The sequence below is a fragment of the Halochromatium sp. NSM3 genome (assembly GCF_059621085.1).
This window is the reverse complement of the sequence record NZ_JCAQIA010000020.1, coordinates 17376-36626: the sequence shown is the minus strand read 5'-3', so window position 1 is coordinate 36626 and position 19251 is coordinate 17376. Positions and strand designations below refer to the sequence as shown.

The window sequence follows — 19251 nt, the reverse complement described above, 5'->3', positions numbered from 1 at the left end:
CTGGGGCACCCCTTCCCGATGCTCGCTTCGATCCATCGCAACCTTGATGAGCGCATTCACCCCAGCATTGGCCATGTCCGACGCCTTCGGCGTTCGCGCCTGGTTGCGCGTCTGGCCTCTGCTGCTGATCCTGATCGCGACCCTGCTGGCGTTGCCGATCCTGGTCATCGTCGGTTTCCTGTTCGTGCCGGCGGGCGAGGTCTGGGCGCACCTGGTCGAGACGGTCCTAGCCGATTATGTCGGCCATTCGCTGCTGCTGATGCTCGGGGTCACGCTCGGCACCCTCATCGGCGGGGTGGGGACCGCCTGGCTGACGAGCATGTGTCGGTTTCCCGGTCGCGGCTTTTTCGAATGGGCCCTGCTGCTGCCGATGGCGATGCCCGCCTACATCATCGCCTACACCTACACCGGCCTGCTCGACTTCGCCGGCCCGGTGCAGACCGGCCTGCGCGAGCTGACCGGTTGGGGCTGGGGCGATTATTGGTTTCCGCGCGTGCGCTCCCTGCCCGGTGCTGCGGTGATGTTGTCGCTGGTGCTCTATCCCTATGTCTACCTGCTCTCGCGCGCGGCGTTCCTGAGTCAGTCGCTGTGCGTGCTCGATGTCAGCCGGACCTTGGGCAACGGCCCCTGGCGAACCTTTTTTACGGTGGCGCTACCGCTGGCGCGCCCGGCGATCGTCGCCGGTCTCTCGCTGGCGCTCATGGAGACGCTCGCCGACTACGGCACCGTTGAGTACTTTGGCGTCTCCACCTTCACCACCGGCATCTTCCGCACCTGGTTCGGGCTCGGCAATCCCGCCGCCGCCGCGCAACTCTCGGCCATGCTGCTCGGGTTCGTGTTCTTGCTCATCCTGCTCGAGCGCCACTCGCGCGGCGCGGCGCGCTATCACGATACCAGCCAGCGCCAGCAGTCGATCCGGCGCTTGCCGCTGCGCGACTGGCAGGCGGTCGCGGCAGTCGGCTTTTGCTTGGCTCCGCTCACCCTCGGTTTTCTGCTGCCGGCCGGGCAGTTGATGGTCTGGTCCATCACCGTTGCCGATCAGCGCCTGGATGCCGAGTTCGCGCGCCTGGCGCTGAACAGCCTCGCGCTCGCCGCTGGCGCTGCGGTGCTGGCGCTGGGGCTGGCGCTGATGCTCGGCTATGGCCGCCGGCTGCTGCCGACGCAGCCGGTGCGCATGGCGGTGCGCACCGCCGGCATGGGCTACGCGATACCCGGCACGGTAATCGCGGTCGGGGTGATGATTCCCTTCGCCTGGATCGACAACAGCCTCGATAGCTGGATGCGCGCGCACTTCGGCCTCTCCACCGGATTGCTGCTGAGCGGATCGCTCGCGGCCTTGCTCTTCGCCTATCTGGTGCGCTTCCTCGCCATCTCCTTGCAAACGGTCGAGTCCGGCTTGAGCAAGATCCGCCCCTCGATGGACGAGGCCGGGCGCTCGCTCGGGCTCAAGCCGCGCGAGGTGCTGCGTGAGATCCACATGCCGATGCTCAAAGGCAGTCTGCTGACGGCCCTGCTGCTGGTGTTCGTCGATGTGCTCAAGGAGCTGCCGGCCACCCTGATCCTGCGTCCGTTCAACTTCAACACCCTCGCCGTGCGCGCCTACGAGTTGGCCTCCGATGAACGCCTCGCCGATTCCGCTCCGGCGGCCTTGACCATCGTCGCCGCTGGCCTGATCCCGGTGATCATCCTCAGCCGCTCCATCACCCGCTCGCGCGCGAGCCTGTAACCGGCTGCCGTCGCTGCATGCCCTGCCCCGCCCATGACTGAGCGCTTCGATCACTTAGACCCCAACCCGCCGGCGCGTTTAGAGCTGCGCGGAGTCGATGTCGCCTACGGCGAGACCACCGTGGTGCGCCATGTCGACTTCATGCTCGAGAGTGGCACCCTCGGTTGTCTGCTCGGCCCCAGCGGCTGCGGCAAGACCACGCTGTTGCGCGCCATCGCCGGCTTCGAGCCGGTGAGCAAGGGCAACATCCTGATCCGCGGCCATTGCGTCTCCGAGCCCGGCTGGACGCTGGCGCCGGAGCATCGCCATATTGGCATGGTGTTTCAGGACTTCGCCCTGTTTCCGCATCTCTCGGTGGCCGACAACATCGGCTTCGGCCTGCGCACGTTCAGCGCGCCGCGCCGCCAAACCCGCATCGACGAACTGCTGGAACTGGTCGAACTCAGCGAGGCGGCCCAGCTCTATCCGCACGAACTCTCGGGCGGGATGCAGCAGCGCGTGGCGCTGGCGCGAGCCATGGCGCCGCGCCCGGATATCCTCTTGCTCGATGAGCCGTTCTCGAGCATGGACGCCGAGTTGCGCGAGCAACTCGCGCGCGAGGTGCGCACGCTGCTCAAGCACGAGGCGATCACCGCTATCCTGGTGACCCATGATCAGTTCGAGGCCTTCGCGATGGCGGATCAGATCGCCGTGCTCAACCAAGGCGCAGTGCACCAATCGGGCACCGGCTTTGAGCTGTATCACGAACCGGCGGATCGCTTCATCGCCGATTTCATCGGGCATGGCGTCCTGATGCCGGCAAGCGTGTCGAATTCCGGGCAGTTGCGCACCGAACTCGGCCGTGCCGAGGGGCCACAGTCGCCGTTTCTCGAGGCCGGTAGTGAAGTCGAGGTGTTGATCCGTCCGCACGATATCCTCTACGACGAATCCAGCCCGCGCGAGGCCACGATCGTCGAACGTGCATTTCGCGGCGCCGAATTCCTCTACACCCTGCAACTCGATAGCGGCACCGAGGTGCTGTGCCTGGTGCCGAGCCATCACCGCCATGAGGTCGGCGAGCGCATCGGTATCCGGCTGCAGGCCGAGCATCTGGTCGTTCTCCCGAGTGCCGAGTCGGGTCCAGGTTCAGGCTCAGCAGGCCCAGGCCCAGACTGACGCGGCCTTGATCGCCCACTCGGGCGCCGAGTGCCTCCCGAGCGAGGGCACTGGCAAGCGCCTCCGATCAGCGCGTCTCCTCGTCTTCCGAGGCCGGCTCATCGGCGTCGTCGTGGCCGCGTTTGCGCATGATCGCCGGGCCGGGCGAAGGGCCCTCGCCGTCGCGAAACAGCCAGACGAAGAGCGCGATCATCGCCACGAAGGAGCCGGCGAGAAAAACGTTGGTCCAAAACATAGTGCTTGTCTTCAGGATCGGTGTCGAATGGAGGACTGAGCCACGCCGAAACGCGGCCCTCAGTATAGACGGGCTTCGGACTCAGGATGAGTTGACATTTATCAAACCGTTTTGGTGCGGTTTTTCGATAATAGCCCCATGCAGATGCCAGTCCAACGCCCTAGCTCCCCGTCGCGGTCAAGCAAAAAAGCAGCGATGCGCCCGGCGAACAGGGGCCGCCGCATCCGGCGCGAGAAGCGCACCATCGCCGCGATGTGCGCCATCTACTGCCAGGCGCATCATGCCCGCAGCGCCGAGGCAAGCCGGCTCTGCGGGGCGTGCGAGGACCTCCTGCGCTATGCCCATCAGCGGCTCGATCAATGCGTGTTCGGTGAGCTGAAGCAGCCTTGCGATCAGTGCGCGACGGACTGCTACAGCAAGACCCAGCGCCCGCGTCTACTCGCGGTGATGCGCTACGCCGAGCCGCGTCTGCGCTGGCGCCAACCGCTGTTGAGCCTCTTGCTCCTGATCGACGAGTGGCGCGCCCGCTGAAACGCGCGGCGCGCCTTGTCGACCCCGGCCCGCGCGTGGCGGACTTATCCAGGCGTTTTGCCCAAGCCGCTCAGCCCACCGTTCCCAGCGGGGCGACGCCGAAGAGCGCCTGATGCAGCCAGAACAGGAACAGCAGATACAGCACGAGTCCACCGCCGAGCGCGATCCCATCATTGAATCGGCTGCTGGGCGCGCCGGGCACCGGAATCGGCGTGCGCCGCTTCAGCGAGATGCGATCGGCCACCGCCCAGGCCAGAAAGCCGCCGAACAGCAGCACATCGGCCAGGGTGCCGTTCGCTAGCAAATGGGCGAACGCCCAGAGCTTGACCGCCAACAGCATCGGATGCTTGGTCGCGCGCTGGATGCGGCCCGGCAGGTAGGCCGCCAAGAGCAGAACGAACACCGGCAACATCAGCAGCAGCGTGATGTGGCGCATCCAGATCGGCGCCTGATAGAGCAGGATCGCGCCGCTGCTGCGCGCCGCCTCATAACCGTTGACGATCAACACCAGGCCGAGCAGCGCGATCAGCCCGTAGGCGGCTTTCCACACCACCGGTCCGAGCCGTGTCGCCATGCGATCGCGCCACTGGGCATCGATGATCGCCACCGAGTGCACGCCGAGGAACAGGATCAATCCAACAATCAGCCAGAGCATAACAAGAGATCTCGTATCGATGAGGTGAGCCGTTGCGGTGCAACCCGGTAAGCCCAGACACTGAGGCTGGCAACCCCTTACCGGGCTCGCTTCGGTGCTAGAGTAACGTATCCAGGGCGGGTACTGCGCCGCCACCCGCGCGCAACCGATTCCGCGCAACCGACAGGATCTGTCCACGCATGACCGAGACGCCCCTCACCCTGCATGAACTCGACCAGCTTCCCGACGGGCTGCTTGAACTCAACAGCATCGACCTCGGCACGCGGCTGCCGGGCCCGACGCTGATCCATCTCGCCGGCGAGCGCGAGCCGGCGCTGTTCGTGTCGGTGTTGATGCACGGTAACGAGCCGGTCGGCTGGGACGCGGTGCGGCTCTTGCTCAGCCACTGTCTCGAGCGCCACGGACGCCTGCGCCTGCCGCGCTCGCTGAGTCTGTTCATCGGCAACGTCCAGGCCGCCGCAGCCAATGCACGCCACCTGCCGGATCAGCCCGATTTCAACCGCGTCTGGCCGGGCACCGAGGAACCCGCCTCACCAGCGCAGGCGTTGATGTCGCAGGTGGTCGAGATCATGCAGCGGCGCGGACTGTTCGCCAGCATCGACCTGCACAACAACACCGGCAGCAATCCGCATTACGCCTGCGTCAATCGCCTCGACAACCGCTACCTGCACTTGGCGCGTCTGTTCGCGCGCACGGTGGTGTACTTCGTGCGACCCACCGGCGTTCAGTCGCAGGCCATGGCGCGACTCTGCCCGGCGGTGACGCTCGAATGCGGGCGGGTGGGCGATCGTCGCGGCGTCGAGCACGCGCGCGAATTCATCGATGCTTGCCTGCATCTGTGCGAGCTGCCCGACCACGCCCTTCCGGCGCAGGATCTCGATCTCTTCCACACCGTCGCGCGGGTGACGATCCCGGAACAGGTCAGCTTTGGCTTTCCACCGCACGAGGCGCAGTTGGTGCTGTCACCGGAACTCGAGCGCTTCAACTTTCGCGAGCTACCCGCCGGCACCGCCTTTGCGCAAGCGCGCCCAGGGGCGCGCCTCGAGGTGCGCGACGAGCACGGCCGCAATGTGACCGATCAGTTCTTCCGCATCGAGCAAGACGAGTTGACACTCCAGGTGCCGGCGATGCCCTCAATGCTGACCGCCGACGCCACGGTGATCCGACAAGATTGTCTCTGTTATCTGATGGAGCGCTACAACCAGCATGTACCGCCTCGCCACTGAGTCGGCCCCCTGCGAGGCGCCCCCCCCCGAGAGCCTCTCGAGAATCCCCGATAGCCGTCCCGAGAGCCGCCAACTCCACGCGCTTACTCGGCGACAACCGCCACCGGACCATCGACGGGCGCATCGCTGCCATGGCGCAGGAAGTCCGCCGCACGATAGAGGCCGACCAGGGTTTTGGCATCGGTGATGGTGCCGTTGAGACACCAATCGAGCACCTGATCGAGCGCGACCCAGTGCACCTCGATGACCTCGTCGACATCGTGCCCGAGATTGACCTCGCTCAGCCCACGCGCGAGGAACAGATGGATCACTTCGGCAAGGACGCCCGGCGAGCTGTGCAGGCGACCGAGCGAGTCCCAGGTCGCCGCCATCAACCCCGCTTCCTCGGCGAGTTCCCGCTCGGCGGTTGTCGCCGGTCCTTCACCGGGATCGAGCTTGCCGGCCGGCAGCTCCCACAGCCAGCCCCCGGCGACATGACGGAACTGCCTGAGCAGGCAAACGCGGCGGCGGTCGTCGATCGCCACCGCCGCCGCCCCGCCCGGGTGGCGCACGACCTCGAGATCGACATGACGCCCATTGGGGAGGCGAACGTGCTCCACCCCGACATTGATGATCTTGCCTTGAAACACCTGGCGTCGGCTCTTGTCAGCCCTGTGATCGGTCGGTTCGTCAGCGCTCAATATCTGATCCTAAAGAAGCAAAGCATCCAAGGATTCAGAATATTACCAGCCGTTGGCTCCAGGTAAAGACCAAACGGCGCCAATCAGCCTGCCGCAGTCACGAGACTGTCATCGCATCGACATAGAATGCGTTGCATCCTTAAGCATCAATCCTGCTGGAATCCACCCATGCCCACCGTCATGATCGTCGATGATGAGCCCGATATTCGCGAGGTCATACGCTTCGCGCTCGAAGAAGGCGGTTTTCGCGTCCTTGAGGCGGGTCACGCCGACGAGGCCCGCAAGCTACTCGCCGAGCAACCCGAGCTGGTGCTGCTCGACTGGATGCTGCCAGGCCGCTCCGGCCTCGAACTCGCGGCCCAGCTCAAGCACAGTCCAAAGACGCGCAACATGCCGATCATCATGGTCAGTGCGCGCGGCGAGGAAGAAGACCGCGTCAAGGGGCTGGATACGGGCGCCGATGACTACATCACCAAGCCCTTCTCGCCGCGCGAGATGGTGGCGCGGGTCAACGCCGTGTTGCGGCGCAGCAAGCCCGATGAGGTCCGCGATCAGACCGAGATCGGCGGTCTCACCATCGACAATGTCAGCCACCGCGTCAGCGCCAATGGCATCGCGATCGACATCGCGCCGACCGAATATCGCCTGCTGCACTTCTTTATGACCCATGCCGATCGCGCCTTCAACCGCTCGCAACTGCTCGATCAGGTCTGGGGCGACCAGGTCTATGTCGAGGAGCGCACCGTCGACGTGCATGTCCGTCGCCTGCGCAAGGCGCTCGAGAAGACCGGGCACGAGCACCTGCTGCAAACGGTCCGTGGTGTCGGCTACCGCTTCTCGGACAAATGATGCGACGCGGACCCGCTTACGAGCTGGGATTGATCATCGTGGCCGCGCTCGCTGCGGTGGCGTTGATCACCCTCGGCCTTGGCTGGGCCGAGGCCGTGCTCTTGATGCTATGCCTGCTGCTGGTCCGGCATGCCTGGCATCTGGGGCGGCTAGCGCGCCTGATTCGCCGCCAGCATCGCCTGGTTCCGCCCTTCCCGAAAGGCATCTGGGGCGACATCTATCGCGCCATCGGCCAATACCAGCAACGCGGTCGCAAGGGACGCAAGCGCCAAGTGCGCTTCTTCCGGCGTTTTCGCGAAGCCGCCAACTCGGTGCCCGATGCCTTGGTGGTGCTGGACAAGAACCGTCGCATCGAATGGGCCAACCCGGCCGCGCAGGTGCTGATGGACCTGTCTTGGCCGCGCGACGAAGGCAATGCCTTGTTCGAGGTCTTCGAGCATCCAGAGTTGGCCGACTACATCAACGCGGGCGAGTACGCCCGCCCGCTCGAGGTGGCCCCCGCCCATAACCGCTCGATCATGCTCAGCATTCGCGTTGCCCCCTTCGGCGAGCGCAAGAAGCAACGCCTGGTGGTCGGGCGCGATATCACCAAGATCTTCCACCTGAACCTGATCCGGCGCGACTTCGTCGCCAACGCTTCGCACGAGCTGCGCACCCCGTTGACGGTGATCACTGGCTTCCTGGAAACGCTGGCCGATTCGGCACAGACCCCCTCCAACCATCGCCGGCCGCTCAATCTGATGCAACATCAAGCCGAGCGCATGCGCTGTATCATCGAGGATCTGCTGACCCTGTCACGGCTGGAGATGGACGAGCATGTGCTGGATATCGCCCCGGTCGATGTCCCCTGCGAGCTGGAGCAGATCATCGCCGACGCCTCGGCGCTCAGCGGCGGGCGCCACCAGTTCAGTATCGATATCGACAGCGAGCTGATGCTGCTCGGTAAGGATAGCGAGCTGCGTAGCGCCTTCTCCAACCTCCTCTTCAATGCGGTGAAGCATACGCCGCCCGGCAGCCACATCCAGTTGGTCTGGACAGACACCGCCAGCGGACCGATCTTCCTAGTCGAGGACGATGGTCCAGGGATCGAGCCAGAGCATATTCCGCGCCTGACCGAGCGCTTCTATCGGGTGGACAAGGCGCGTTCCCGCGCCTCGGGTGGCACCGGGCTTGGTTTGGCGATCGTCAAGCATGTCTTGAGTCGCCACGACGCGCGCCTGGCGGTGGCGAGTGAGCCAGGTCAGGGCACCACCTTCACCTGCCATTTCCCGCCCGGCAACGCGCTGACCGCCTCCCAGCTCGAGCACCACATCCAGGCCGCAGCACCATCGGCGCTGGGCGCCTCCGCCTGAGGCCGCCAGTCAGCTCCTTGGAAAGAGTCTGGAAATAAGCTGCATTAGGCGCCCCAGAAGCCATTTAAGCACGGAACTTAGGCACCACGATTCCGATTTCAGATAGCTTCCTAGGTCGAAGCTGACTGCTGCTCGGGGGTCAGGGTCTTGATCGACAAGGCATGGAGTTCGCCAGAGGCGATCTGCTCGCGCACCGTATCCATGACCAAGCGCTGCTTCTTGATCGGGGTAAGGCCGGCGAAGGCCGAACTGACCACCACGGCCTCGAAATGACTCCCATCGCCGGTGACCCTGACCTTGGCTTCCGGAAGGCCAGTGCGGATCAGTTGTTCGACTGCTTCGGTTTCCATCGTCTTGACTACTCGCTGATTGGTGGGCCAGGCGGCCCGATGCTGTCTGGTGTCAGCAATGTTGGGCTGTGATCGTGCTCGCCCAAGCGCGATCAACCCTCGAGGCTCTCCATGCGGATGCGCACCACCTCGCCGACGCTGCCATCGAAGGCTTCGATGCGCGCGATGGCGCGGTTCATCGCTGCCTCCTTGATGCGATGGGTGAGCAGGATTAGGGGCACCATGGTCTCCCCCGCTGCCGGCTCCTTTTGCTTGATTGCCTCGATGCTGATGCCCTCCTCGCTCAGGATACCAGCGATGGCGGCCATGACGCCGGGCCGATCCAGCGCGGTGATGCGCAGATAGTACGCGGTCTCGACCGCCTCGATTGGCAGTACCGGGGTATCGGTGAGTTCATCGGGTTGAAACGCCAGATGCGGCACGCGGTTGGTCGGATCAGTGGTCAACGCGCGCACCAGATCGACCACGTCGGCCACCACCGCCGAGGCGGTCGGCAACGCGCCCGCCCCGGCGCCGTAATAGAGCGTGGGCCCAACCGCGTCGCCCATGACCAGGACCGCGTTCATCACCCCATCGACATTGGCGATCAGTCGCCGGTGCGGGATCAGGGTCGGGTGCACGCGCATCTCGATGCCGGCCTCGGTCCGCCGGGTGATGCCGAGATGTTTGATGCGATAGCCCAATTCGGCGGCAAAGGCGACATCCTGCGGCTCGATCTGCGAGATCCCCTCGGTGAAGGTCTTGTCGAACTGCAGCGGAATCCCGAACGCCAGCGAGCCGAGGATGGTCAATTTATGCGCGGCATCGATCCCCTCGACATCGAAGGTCGGATCGGCCTCGGCGTACCCGAGCGCCTGCGCCTCGGCAAGCACCTCGGCAAACGCCCGCCCCTTGTCGCGCATCTCGCTGAGGATGAAGTTGCCGGTGCCATTGATGATGCCGGCGATCCACTCGATGCGGTTCGCCGCCAGCCCCTCGCGCACCGCCTTGATGATCGGGATACCGCCGGCGACTGCCGCCTCGAACGCGACCATCACGCCCTTGGCCTGGGCGGCGGCGAAGATCTCGTTGCCATGCAGCGCGATCAGCGCCTTGTTGGCGGTGACCACATGCTTGCCGTTCTCGATCGCCTTCAGCACCAGCTCACGCGCCGGCGAATAGCCGCCGATCAGCTCGATGACGATATCGACCTCGGGATCATCGACGACGGCGAAGGCATCGTCGCTAATGCGCCCGATCCGATCCAACCCCTTGATGCGCTCCGGATTGTACTGGCGCGCGGCGGCGTGCGTGATTTGAATGGCACGTCCGGCGCGGCGCGCGATCTCATCGGCGTTACGCGTCAGGACGGTGACACTGCCACCACCAACGGTCCCCAAGCCCAGCAGACCGATCTTGACCGGTTCCATAAGTTCTCCTCAGTTCTAAACGCTGCCCACGGCAATACCGCAGACTACCCCGCCCGCGCATCCTCACGGAACATCTGCTTGATGCCGCGCACCGCCTGACGGGTGCGATGCTCGTTCTCGATCAAACTGAAGCGCACATGGTCGTCGCCGTAATCGCCAAAGCCAACCCCGGGCGAGACCGCCACCTTGGCATCACGCAGCAGCTTTTTCGAGAACTCGAGCGAGCCCATCTCACGATAGGGCTCGGGGATGCGTGCCCAGACGAACATGGTCGCCTTCGGGCGCTCGACCGGCCAGCCGGCATCAGTGAGCCCGTCGCAGAGGCAGTCACGGCGGCCCTGGTACATGTCGCGGATCTCGGCGACGCAGTCCTGCGGCGACTCCAAGGCATGGATGGCCGCGACCTGGATCGGCGTAAAGGTGCCATAGTCCAGGTATGACTTGATCCGCGCCAAGGCCGCGATCAGCTGCGGATTGCCACACATGAAGCCAATGCGCCAACCCGGCATGTTGTAGCTCTTCGACATCGAGAAGAACTCGACCGCGATATCCTTGGCCCCCGGCACCTGCAGGATCGACGGCGCCTTGTAGCCATCGAAGACGATGTCCGCGTAGGCGATGTCGTGGACCACCCAGATACCGTGTTCGCGCGCGATCTCGACCACCTGCTCGAAGAACGGCAGCTCGACGCACTGCGTGGTCGGGTTGCCGGGGAAATTCAGCACCAGCATCTTCGGCCGCGGCCAGGAGTCGAGAATCGACCGGCGCAGCTCCTCGAAGAAATCGACCTCGGGCGTCAATTGGACATGGCGCACATCGGCGCCGGCGATGATGAAGCCATAGGGATGGATCGGATAGGCCGGGTTTGGCACCAGCACCGTATCGCCCGCGCCCATGGTCGCCAGCGCCAGGTGCGCCAGCCCTTCCTTCGAGCCAATCGTCACAATCGCCTCGCTATCGGGGTCCAGCTCGACATCGAAGCGATCCAGGTACCAGCGCGCGATCGCCCGGCGCAGGCGCGGGATGCCACGCGAGACCGAATAACGATGCGTATCGCGTCGCTGCGCGGCCTCGACCAGCTTGTCGACGATATGCTGCGGCGTGGGCTGGTCCGGATTGCCCATGCCGAAGTCGATGATGTCTTCACCCCGCGCTCGGGCTGCGGCCTTCAACTCGTTGACAATATTGAAGACATAGGGCGGAAGCCGCTCGATACGGCGAAAACTCGGCTGCGGGGCGACCACGGAGACCTCTGGCATGAGAAGGGAAAACAGCTGCAGAGTGTACCGCCGACCCGAGCGGATCAAAAGCGACCTGCGTCGAACGGGCCGCAGGGGGTGACGCAAGGGACGACGCAAGGGACCGAAGCGCTGCTCCGAGCTTGCCTTGCTTGGGCAAGCGCCGAACTTACTCAGTAAAATACTCAGAAATACAGTCGATAGAACCGGGAATCAGGCATGGCGCTACGCATCAAGAGTCACTGGTGGAATGATGAGAACCAACGCTCGCTCGGCGAGATCGGCGGCGCCCTGGCTTTCATCGCCTGGCGCATCGCGATCGACAAGGCGATCTCGCTGCATTGCGAGCGCTTCGTCTACCGCGACGATGCGCAGCGCCTGGAGGTGATTCAGGAATATCTGGTGTTCCTGATTCAGATCGCCGACCGCCTCAGTCATGGCCTGCTCGACGACGGGCAACGCCGCGAACTAATCACGGCCTTTGCCAAGAAACTCGTCGAGCATGTGCAGGACAACAGCCAAGACCTGCTCGGCCCGGGCGACTACGGCTCGCCGTTCCTACAGCGGCTCAATGCCCGCTCCGAGGAGTATGCTGACTTCCAGCTCGATGACGACGGCCCTACCTACCCGTTCCTGCGCCATCTCGGCTTCGAGATCCAACAACTGATGGGGCGGGAAGACGAAAACCGCTGGATCATCGATCAGGTCATGGACAAGGATGGCTGGGACGCCTACAAGCGCTTCGCCAAGGCCTTCCGGGATCTGTTCGAATGAGCCGCACGGGCGCGACGCCAAGGGACACCACCATGGTCCTCGACTTGAACCAGATCCGCGACCTGCTCGAGATACCACCTCCGCTCGCCCCGGCCGGGGCGGGCACGGCATCGACCTCACACGAAGCGGCAATCACCGGCTTGACCGGGGTCAATACCCTCGCCCTCGCCGGGCCGAGCGATCTCTGCTTCGCCGAGCGCGCCGATCAGGCCGAGACGGTGGGTGCGAGTCGCGCCGGCGCGGTGATCGTCCCCGAGGATTTTCCGCAGGTCGCCGGCCCCCTGCTGCTGCGCACCACCGAGCCTCGGGCGCGCTTCTTTCACATCGCCGAGCGCTTCGTCCCGAAACCCAGCGCCGCCGGTATCCACCCCAGCGCCGTGGTCGATCCCAGCGCCCGGCTTGCCGAGGATGTGGCCATCGGCCCTAACGCCGTGATCGGCGCTGAGGTCAGCATCGGCCCAGGCTCGGTGATCGGCGCCGGCAGCGTCCTCGAGTGCCGGGTCCAGCTCGGCGCCGAGTGCATCATCGAAGCCAATGTCACCATCCAGCGCGACACCGAGATTGGCAGCCGGTGCATCCTCCATTCCGGCTGCGTGATCGGTGGCGATGGGTTCGGCTTCGAGTGGGACGGCAACGCACATCGCAAGATTCCACAGCTCGGGCGGGTCATGATCGAGGACGAGGTCGACATTGGCTGCAACGCCTGTGTCGATCGCGCCACGTTGGGCGAGACCCGCATTCGTTGCGGGACCAAGATCGACAACCTGGTGCAGATCGCGCACAACACCGAGATCGGCGCCCACGTTATCCTGGTCAGCCAGTCCGGCGTCGCCGGCAGCAGCCGGCTCGGGACCGGCACCGTCGTCGCCGGCCAGGTCGCGATCTCGGATCACCTCGAGATCGGCGCCGGCGCGCGCATCGGCGGCCAATCCGGCGTGACCAAGGATGTCCCCGCCGGCGCGACCGTCTTCGGCACCCCGGCACGGCCGATGCAGCAAACGCTGCGCGAACTCGCCGCCCTCGCCCGCTTGCCTGCGCTCGGCAAGACCCTCAAGGGTTGGGGAGCGGAACTCGCCGCCTTGCAACAACGCTTGTCGGCATTGGAGCGGACCGTGCGCGAGCACCAAGCGCGCGGACAAAAAAACCCCGCCAGAGGCGGGGAACACGACAAGGAGTCAGAGCGCTTCTAGGAAGCTCAACGGGTTCGAGTACAGAGGAGCCTGGAAAGTTCGCTCGCGATGGATGGTTTATGCTATGGTCGCGCTCCACTATGGAGAGGTTCTTAAGCGCCACCGCACCACCCCTTTCGCGGTACCGGCTCCACAAGGATGGATGCAGCGAGTGAAATCTCAGGCATCGCAACAGTCCAATGACTCGATTCGACCGCTGAACCGGCGATTCGTCCGCCATTGTGGCCAGCGCGGGAGCCGATGCTTAAACCCAAGATCAGCCAGACGTCGCGGCAAGTTGTGCCCAAAAGACGCGAACGGTCCAGCAATGCACCATCACCCGCCGACGATCAATCCAGACGACCCGACTGGAGCCTAAGGCCGTCTCGGCGACTCCTGTGCTGGCGATCACATGGACCACATGGCTCGGTCACCACGAAGACGATTCATCCGGGTCGCCCGCACAGGCGTGGTTCCATCTCACGAGGTAGTGAATGAGCGTTCGTATTTCTGGAGATTTTCTCGCTTTGGACAACCGCATCACGCGGCTGATCAATCAGCACGCACAAGCGATCCAACACAGTTTTCCCGGCCGCGATTATGAGATTCAGGCCCGCATTGCCGAAGAATTCGATCAACTCAACGGACATCGCGTCCGCTTCGAGCTGGTCGTCACCTCCCCGGAGCGACAGCAGATCATCGTCCGCGAGGCCCAGAAAAAGGCCGAGGAATCCATCAAGTCCGCCTTTACCAGCCTGAAATCCAAGCTACGTCGGCTCGGTGCCCGTCGCATCCAGCAGCGGGCGATGGCTCAAACTGGCCTACCAGCGGCTAGCACCTGATATCGATCACCAGATTAGGAGCAGTTCGTGCGCGACTTTGTCGCCGTCTGGGACCAAGCCTATTGAGCACAGCGCATGTCAAGCCCTCCCATGGTGCGTAATCTCTGGTTGTGACCGAGTTCACAGCGTAGACTTACGCAATGGCATCTCCAACGTCATAGACAGGATGAGGGTAAGACCTTGCGACTCTTCGGGCATCATATCTCGCGCCAAACACTCGTCCTGGCAGGCGTCGAGGCCCTACTCATCGTCTCCAGCCTGCAATTGGCCCTGATCACGCTTGTTCGGGTGCCCGACGATCCGGGCTCAGTGTTCGGCCTGAACCTGGCGCTCGCGATCACCATGGTCTTTATCATGGAGACCATGGGGCTCTACGATCGCGAAGCCCGCGCCCAGGCCGGCAGCGAGGGGCTCGACGATATGCTGCGCATCGCAGCCGCCCTGCTGCTGACCCTGGCCGCGATCGCATTCATCGGCCCCAGGCTTCCGCTCAGGTTACCGGCCACCAAGGCCTTCGCCATCGGCATCGGCCTGGTCTTCATCGTGCTCGCCACCGAGCGCCTGATCTATCGCCGCATCAGCCGCTCCGACGCCTTCGCGCGGCGCATCCTGGTGCTCGGTTCGGGCAGTCGCGCGATGACGCTGGAAACCGCGAGCACCCACGCCAACGCGCATAATCCATACAAGATCCTCGCGTTCGTCGCCATCGAGTCGGCGGACTCGACCGAGGTTCCCGCGAATCGCGCGATCCATCTGAAACAGGGCCAAACCCTGCTCACGCTCGCGCGCAGCATCAAGATCGAGGAAATCGTCGTCGCCATCCGCGAGCGGCGCAACAGCTTGCCCATCAAGGAGCTGCTGGAGTGCAAGCTGCAGGGCATCACCGTGACCGATATCTCCTCCTTCTTCGAGCGCGAGCATCAGCGCCTGCAGTTGGACTCGATGAACAGCAGTTGGCTCATCTTCGGCAGTGGCTTTCGCCAGAGCTGGTTCGGTAACGTTGTCAAGCGCGTGTTCGATATCCTCCTGAGCCTGGTGCTGCTCCTCGTGACCTTGCCCGTGATGCTGCTCACGATCATCGCCATCAAATTCGAGGGTCCAGGGACGATCCTGTATTGGCAGACCCGCGTCGGCCTCGGCAACAAGCCGTTCGAGATCTGTAAGTTCCGCAGCATGCGCCCGGATGCGGAAAAGGACGGACAGCCGCGCTGGGCGGCCGGCAACGACGATCGCATCACCCGGGTCGGACGCGTGATCCGCAAATTGCGCATCGACGAGCTGCCGCAGATCTTCAATGTGCTCAAGGGCGAGATGTCCTTCATCGGCCCGCGCCCGGAACGGCCCATCTTCGTCGAGCAGCTCAGCAAGCAGATCCCCTATTTCCTGGCCCGGCACAGCATCCGCCCCGGCATCAGCGGCTGGGCACAGGTGCGCTATCCCTATGGCGCCTCGGTCCAGGACGCTAAGGAAAAGCTCCAGTACGACCTCTACTACGTCAAGAACCACACCCTGTTCCTGGACATCCTCATCATCCTCGAAACGGTCAGGGTGGTACTGTTCGGGCGCGGCGCCCGCTAGCGAGTCCGCCCCGCCATGCCCATCACCGCCATCGGCTATCTGAGCGCCGCTCTGGCCTACCTGGTGCTGGCGGCGCTGGCATCCATCCTCTGGCGCCATCGCTCCACCAGTCTCTGGATGCTGGCTGCGAGCCTGCTCACGGTGGGCTGGGCGCTCTACCTGGCCCTGCTTGCCTGGCAGCTCGACAGCGATGCGGCCATCACCGGCGGCCTCTTCGAGATCGGCCGCAACGCCGGCTGGTTCGCGCTGCTGCTGGCCACGCTTGCCGCCTCCACGGGGTCCGGCGTCTTGCGCTTCTGGATCGGTGCCACCATCGCCTTTCTGCTCGCCCTGCTACTGCTCTTTCTGCTGCCGGTGAGCCTGCCCGGCATGTCCCTCTGGCGCAGCTTGGCGATCCTGCTGATGGCGATCGTCGGGCTGATCCTGGTCGAGCAGGTCTACCGCAATACCCCGCCCCAGCGCCGCTGGCAGATCAAATTCCTCTGCCTCGGCCTGGGCGGGATCTTTGCCTTCGATCTGTTCCTGTATGCCGATCTGGTGCTGTTCCAAAGCATGGAAAGCACGACCTGGCGCGCACGCGGCATCGTCAACGCCATGGTCGCGCCCCTGCTCGGCATCGCCCTGAGCCGCCGCCTGCCCGAGCGCAGCGACGCTCAAGTCTCCCGGCAGTTATTGTTCCATACCACCGCGCTCATGGGCGCGGGGCTCTATCTGCTCGCCATTGGCAGCGCGGCCTACTTCCTGCGCCAGCTCGGCGGCGAGCTCGGCACCCTGCTGCAGGTGGGCTTCCTGTTCGGCGCCGCCTTACTGCTGGCGCTAGTGTTGTTCTCCGGCAGTGTGCGTGCCCGGCTGCGGGTCTTCCTGTCGAAGCATTTCTTCAAGTACAAATACGATTACCGCCAAGAATGGCTGCGCTTCACCGGCATGCTCTCCTCCGAGGATCAGCCGATGCCTTTCCACGAGCGCTGCATCAGTGCCATCAGCGACATGGTCGAAAGCTCGGGCGGGCTGCTTTGGGTGCGCAACGACGAGGGCGATTACGAGATCGCCGGCGCGCTCAATCTGGGCACGCCGACCTACCCCCCCGAGCGTCCAACGGCGGCGTTGGTCCGCTTTCTCAATCGCACCCATTGGATCATCGAACTCAACGAATACCGCAACAATCCTGACTTCTACAAGGGCTTGCGCCTGCCGCACTGGCTGCTCGATGATGCGCGCCATTGGGTGGTGGTGCCCCTGCTCAAGGGCGAGGCCCTCGAGGGTTTCGTGGTGCTCGCGCAACCGCGCGCGCCGAACCGCATCGACTGGGAAGAACGCGACCTGCTCAAGACCGCCGGCCGCCAGCTCGCGGCCTATGTGGCCCTGGTGCGCACCCAGGAGGCCCTGCTCGAGGCGCGCCAATTCGAGGCCTTCCACCGCCTGGCCGCCTTTCTGGTGCACGACCTCAAGAACGTCTCCGCCCAGCTCTCGCTGATCTGCTCGAATGCCGAACGCCACCGCGACAATCCCGAGTTCATCACCGATGCCTTTCGCACCATCGGCCACGCTCGCGACCGTCTCGACCGCACCCAGGCGCAGCTGCGCAACATGCAGTCCAACGCCGAGACCGCGCCGCAGCAGCTGATCGCCCTCGCGACCCTGCTCGAAGAGGTGATCGCCGAAAGCCAGGACAAGCGGCCGATTCCGGAACTCGAGATCCGCCAGCCGGTCGAGTTGAACGGCGATGCCGACGGCCTCAAGAATGTTGTCCAGCATCTGGTGCGCAATGCCCAGGAGGCCACCCCGGACGATGGCCAGGTCCATCTCAGCCTTGATGCCGATGCGCACTGGGCGCAGGTGCGGGTGCGGGATACCGGCTCGGGAATGGACGAAGACTTCATGCGCCGACGCCTATTCCGGCCCTTCCAGACCACCAAGGGCAATGCCGGCATGGGCATCGGCCTGTATGAGGCGCGCGATCGCATCAACCGCATGGGTGGCCGCATCGAGGTCGACAGCGAACTCGGCAAAGGTAGCCTTTTTAGACTCTGGCTGCCCCGGCAGCAGCCAGCCCCCAGTACGCCCGCTTCTTCTCACAGCAGGTAATCTCACCATGGCTTCTTCCGCAAAACAGTCCATGAAATTGCTGATCGTCGAGGATGACAGCGGCCTGCAGAGCCAACTGCGCTGGTGCTTCGATGGCTATGAGATCCTCCAGGCGCAAGACCGCGCCAGCGCCATGAGCCAGGTTCGGCGCCATCGGCCGCAGTTGGTGACGCTGGATCTCGGTCTGCCGCCCGATCCGGCCAACGCCACCGAGGGCATGGCGCTGCTCGAAGAGATCCTCGCCCTAGCCCCCGAGACCAAGATCATCGTCGTCACCGGCAATGATGACCGCGCCAACGCCTTGCAGGCCGTCGCCCTCGGTGCCTACGACTACTACATCAAACCGGTGGATGCCGATGCCCTGCGGCTGATCACCGATCGCGCCGCCCAACTGTTCGACCTGGAGGCCGAGAACCGTAAACTCGCGCACCAAAGCGCCTCACCGCTGCAAGGGCTCATCACCGCCGCCCCCAGCATGCTCAAGGTCTGTCGCATGATCGAGCGCGTGGCGCCCTCGGACGCCACCGTTCTGCTGCTCGGCGAGAGCGGTACCGGCAAGGAAGTCCTCGCCCGCGCCCTGCACCAGCTCAGCCCGCGCGCCAAGCAGCCCTTCGTCGCCCTCAACTGCGCGGCGATCCCGGAGAATCTGCTCGAGAGCGAGCTGTTCGGCTACGAAAAAGGCGCCTTCACCGGCGCCACCCGCCAGACCATCGGCAAGATCGAGCATGCCGACAAGGGCACGCTGTTCCTCGACGAGATCGGCGATCTCCCGATGAGCCTTCAGGCCAAGCTGCTGCGCTTTCTGCAGGAACGCGTCGTCGAGCGACTCGGCGGACGGGCCGAGATCCCGGTCGATATCCGCGTCGTGGGGGCGACCAATCAGCACCTGCATGAGTTGATCGAAGCCGGGGGGTTCCGCGAAGACCTCTACTATCGCATCAGCGAGATCTCGATCGAGATTCCGCCCCTGCGCGAACGCCAGGGCGACCCCAGCCTGCTCGCCCATGCGTTGCTGGAACGCTTCCGTCAAGACCAGCGTAAGACCAGCCGACTGGGCTTTTCCGGCGAAGCACTCAGTGCCATCGAGGCCTATCAGTGGCCGGGGAATGTGCGAGAAATGGAAAATCTGATCCGGCGGGCGGTCATCATGGCCGACGGTCCACGCATCCAAGCCGAGGATCTGGGACTGCCGGCATCCGCCGAGATCGATGAGCGAGTCGGCTTGCGCGAGATTCGAGATTCGGCCGAGCAAGAGGCCGTGATCAAGGCCATGGGCCGCTGCAACGGCAATATCGCGCAGGCCGCCGATCTACTCGGGATCACCCGGCCAACGCTGTACAACCTGCTCGATAAATACGGCCTGCGGGAATAGCGCCGTCTCGCCAAGGCGAGCACAA

At 64.4% G+C, this 19251-nt stretch carries 18 protein-coding genes; 12 read left to right on the top strand and 6 right to left on the bottom strand.

From position 1 onward, the window contains the following. Positions 1-46: 46 nt before the first annotated feature. Together AC54T3_RS10140 and AC54T3_RS10135 are read left to right on the top strand one after the other, a co-directional pair. The gene (locus AC54T3_RS10140; RefSeq protein ID WP_496624421.1) at positions 47-1726 is read left to right on the top strand and encodes an ABC transporter permease; all 1680 of its coding nucleotides are present in this window, start codon (positions 47-49) and stop codon (positions 1724-1726) included. Between the two features lie 33 nt (positions 1727-1759). Beyond that, a complete protein-coding gene (locus AC54T3_RS10135) occupies positions 1760-2881 on the top strand; it encodes an ABC transporter ATP-binding protein (protein ID WP_496624420.1) in 1122 nt (373 codons plus the stop codon). A 67-nt stretch (positions 2882-2948) separates the two neighbouring features. Here AC54T3_RS10135 and AC54T3_RS10130 read toward each other — a convergent pair whose 3' ends face one another. Continuing rightward, entirely contained in the window at positions 2949-3116 is a 168-nt protein-coding gene (locus AC54T3_RS10130) for a hypothetical protein (protein WP_201245973.1), read from the bottom strand. 195 nt (positions 3117-3311) lie between these two features. Between AC54T3_RS10130 and AC54T3_RS10125 the strand changes: the two genes are divergently transcribed. After that, positions 3312-3647 carry a nitrous oxide-stimulated promoter family protein gene (locus AC54T3_RS10125; protein WP_496624419.1) on the top strand — a complete coding sequence of 112 codons (336 nt, stop codon included), beginning with the start codon at positions 3312-3314 and terminating at the stop codon, positions 3645-3647. A gap of 70 nt (positions 3648-3717) precedes the next feature. Here AC54T3_RS10125 and AC54T3_RS10120 read toward each other — a convergent pair whose 3' ends face one another. Next, the gene (locus tag AC54T3_RS10120) at positions 3718-4302 is read right to left on the bottom strand and encodes an NnrU family protein (RefSeq protein WP_496624418.1); all 585 of its coding nucleotides are present in this window, start codon (positions 4300-4302) and stop codon (positions 3718-3720) included. 179 nt (positions 4303-4481) lie between these two features. Here AC54T3_RS10120 and AC54T3_RS10115 point away from each other — a divergent pair, with 179 nt between their 5' ends. Then, positions 4482-5528 carry a M14 family metallopeptidase gene (locus AC54T3_RS10115; RefSeq protein ID WP_496624417.1) on the top strand — a complete coding sequence of 349 codons (1047 nt, stop codon included), beginning with the start codon at positions 4482-4484 and terminating at the stop codon, positions 5526-5528. Positions 5529-5611: 83 nt separating this feature from the next. On the opposite strand, the gene AC54T3_RS10110 is transcribed toward AC54T3_RS10115, so the two are convergent. Further along, a complete protein-coding gene (locus AC54T3_RS10110) occupies positions 5612-6211 on the bottom strand; it encodes an NUDIX hydrolase (RefSeq protein ID WP_496624459.1) in 600 nt (199 codons plus the stop codon). Positions 6212-6376: 165 nt separating this feature from the next. Between AC54T3_RS10110 and phoB the strand changes: the two genes are divergently transcribed. After that, entirely contained in the window at positions 6377-7057 is a 681-nt protein-coding gene (gene phoB, locus AC54T3_RS10105) for a phosphate regulon transcriptional regulator PhoB (RefSeq protein WP_496624416.1), read from the top strand. Between the two features lie 38 nt (positions 7058-7095). After that, positions 7096-8409 carry a phosphate regulon sensor histidine kinase PhoR gene (phoR, locus tag AC54T3_RS10100; RefSeq protein ID WP_496624457.1) on the top strand — a complete coding sequence of 438 codons (1314 nt, stop codon included), beginning with the start codon at positions 7096-7098 and terminating at the stop codon, positions 8407-8409. 110 nt (positions 8410-8519) lie between these two features. On the opposite strand, the gene AC54T3_RS10095 is transcribed toward phoR, so the two are convergent. The 3 genes from AC54T3_RS10095 to alaC all read right to left on the bottom strand — a co-directional run bounded on the left by AC54T3_RS10095 (position 8520) and on the right by alaC (position 11427). Beyond that, positions 8520-8759 carry a BolA family protein gene (locus tag AC54T3_RS10095; protein ID WP_496624415.1) on the bottom strand — a complete coding sequence of 80 codons (240 nt, stop codon included), beginning with the start codon at positions 8757-8759 and terminating at the stop codon, positions 8520-8522. Positions 8760-8851: 92 nt separating this feature from the next. Continuing rightward, on the bottom strand, positions 8852-10168 hold the full coding sequence (locus AC54T3_RS10090; RefSeq protein WP_496624414.1) for a homoserine dehydrogenase: 1317 nt from the start codon (positions 10166-10168) through the stop codon (positions 8852-8854). Between the two features lie 44 nt (positions 10169-10212). Beyond that, on the bottom strand, positions 10213-11427 hold the full coding sequence (alaC, locus tag AC54T3_RS10085; RefSeq protein ID WP_496624413.1) for an alanine transaminase: 1215 nt from the start codon (positions 11425-11427) through the stop codon (positions 10213-10215). Positions 11428-11625: 198 nt separating this feature from the next. Here alaC and AC54T3_RS10080 point away from each other — a divergent pair, with 198 nt between their 5' ends. From AC54T3_RS10080 to prsR, 6 genes are all read left to right on the top strand, one after another. Beyond that, positions 11626-12180 carry a hypothetical protein gene (locus AC54T3_RS10080; RefSeq protein WP_496624412.1) on the top strand — a complete coding sequence of 185 codons (555 nt, stop codon included), beginning with the start codon at positions 11626-11628 and terminating at the stop codon, positions 12178-12180. Further along, positions 12177-13370 (top strand): UDP-3-O-(3-hydroxymyristoyl)glucosamine N-acyltransferase, encoded by a 1194-nt coding sequence (lpxD, locus tag AC54T3_RS10075; RefSeq protein WP_496624410.1) that lies wholly within the window; start codon positions 12177-12179, stop codon positions 13368-13370. The genes AC54T3_RS10080 and lpxD overlap by 4 nt, the downstream gene beginning before the upstream one ends. Positions 13371-13843: 473 nt before the next feature. Beyond that, complete coding sequence (locus AC54T3_RS10070; RefSeq protein ID WP_496624408.1) at positions 13844-14191, top strand: HPF/RaiA family ribosome-associated protein; 348 nt, start codon at positions 13844-13846, stop codon at positions 14189-14191. 180 nt (positions 14192-14371) lie between these two features. Continuing rightward, positions 14372-15769 carry a TIGR03013 family XrtA/PEP-CTERM system glycosyltransferase gene (locus tag AC54T3_RS10065; protein WP_496624407.1) on the top strand — a complete coding sequence of 466 codons (1398 nt, stop codon included), beginning with the start codon at positions 14372-14374 and terminating at the stop codon, positions 15767-15769. A 15-nt stretch (positions 15770-15784) separates the two neighbouring features. Further along, the gene (gene prsK / locus AC54T3_RS10060; RefSeq protein WP_496624406.1) at positions 15785-17854 is read left to right on the top strand and encodes an XrtA/PEP-CTERM system histidine kinase PrsK; all 2070 of its coding nucleotides are present in this window, start codon (positions 15785-15787) and stop codon (positions 17852-17854) included. A 31-nt stretch (positions 17855-17885) separates the two neighbouring features. Further along, complete coding sequence (gene prsR, locus AC54T3_RS10055; protein ID WP_496624405.1) at positions 17886-19226, top strand: PEP-CTERM-box response regulator transcription factor; 1341 nt, start codon at positions 17886-17888, stop codon at positions 19224-19226. Positions 19227-19251: the final 25 nt, after the last annotated feature.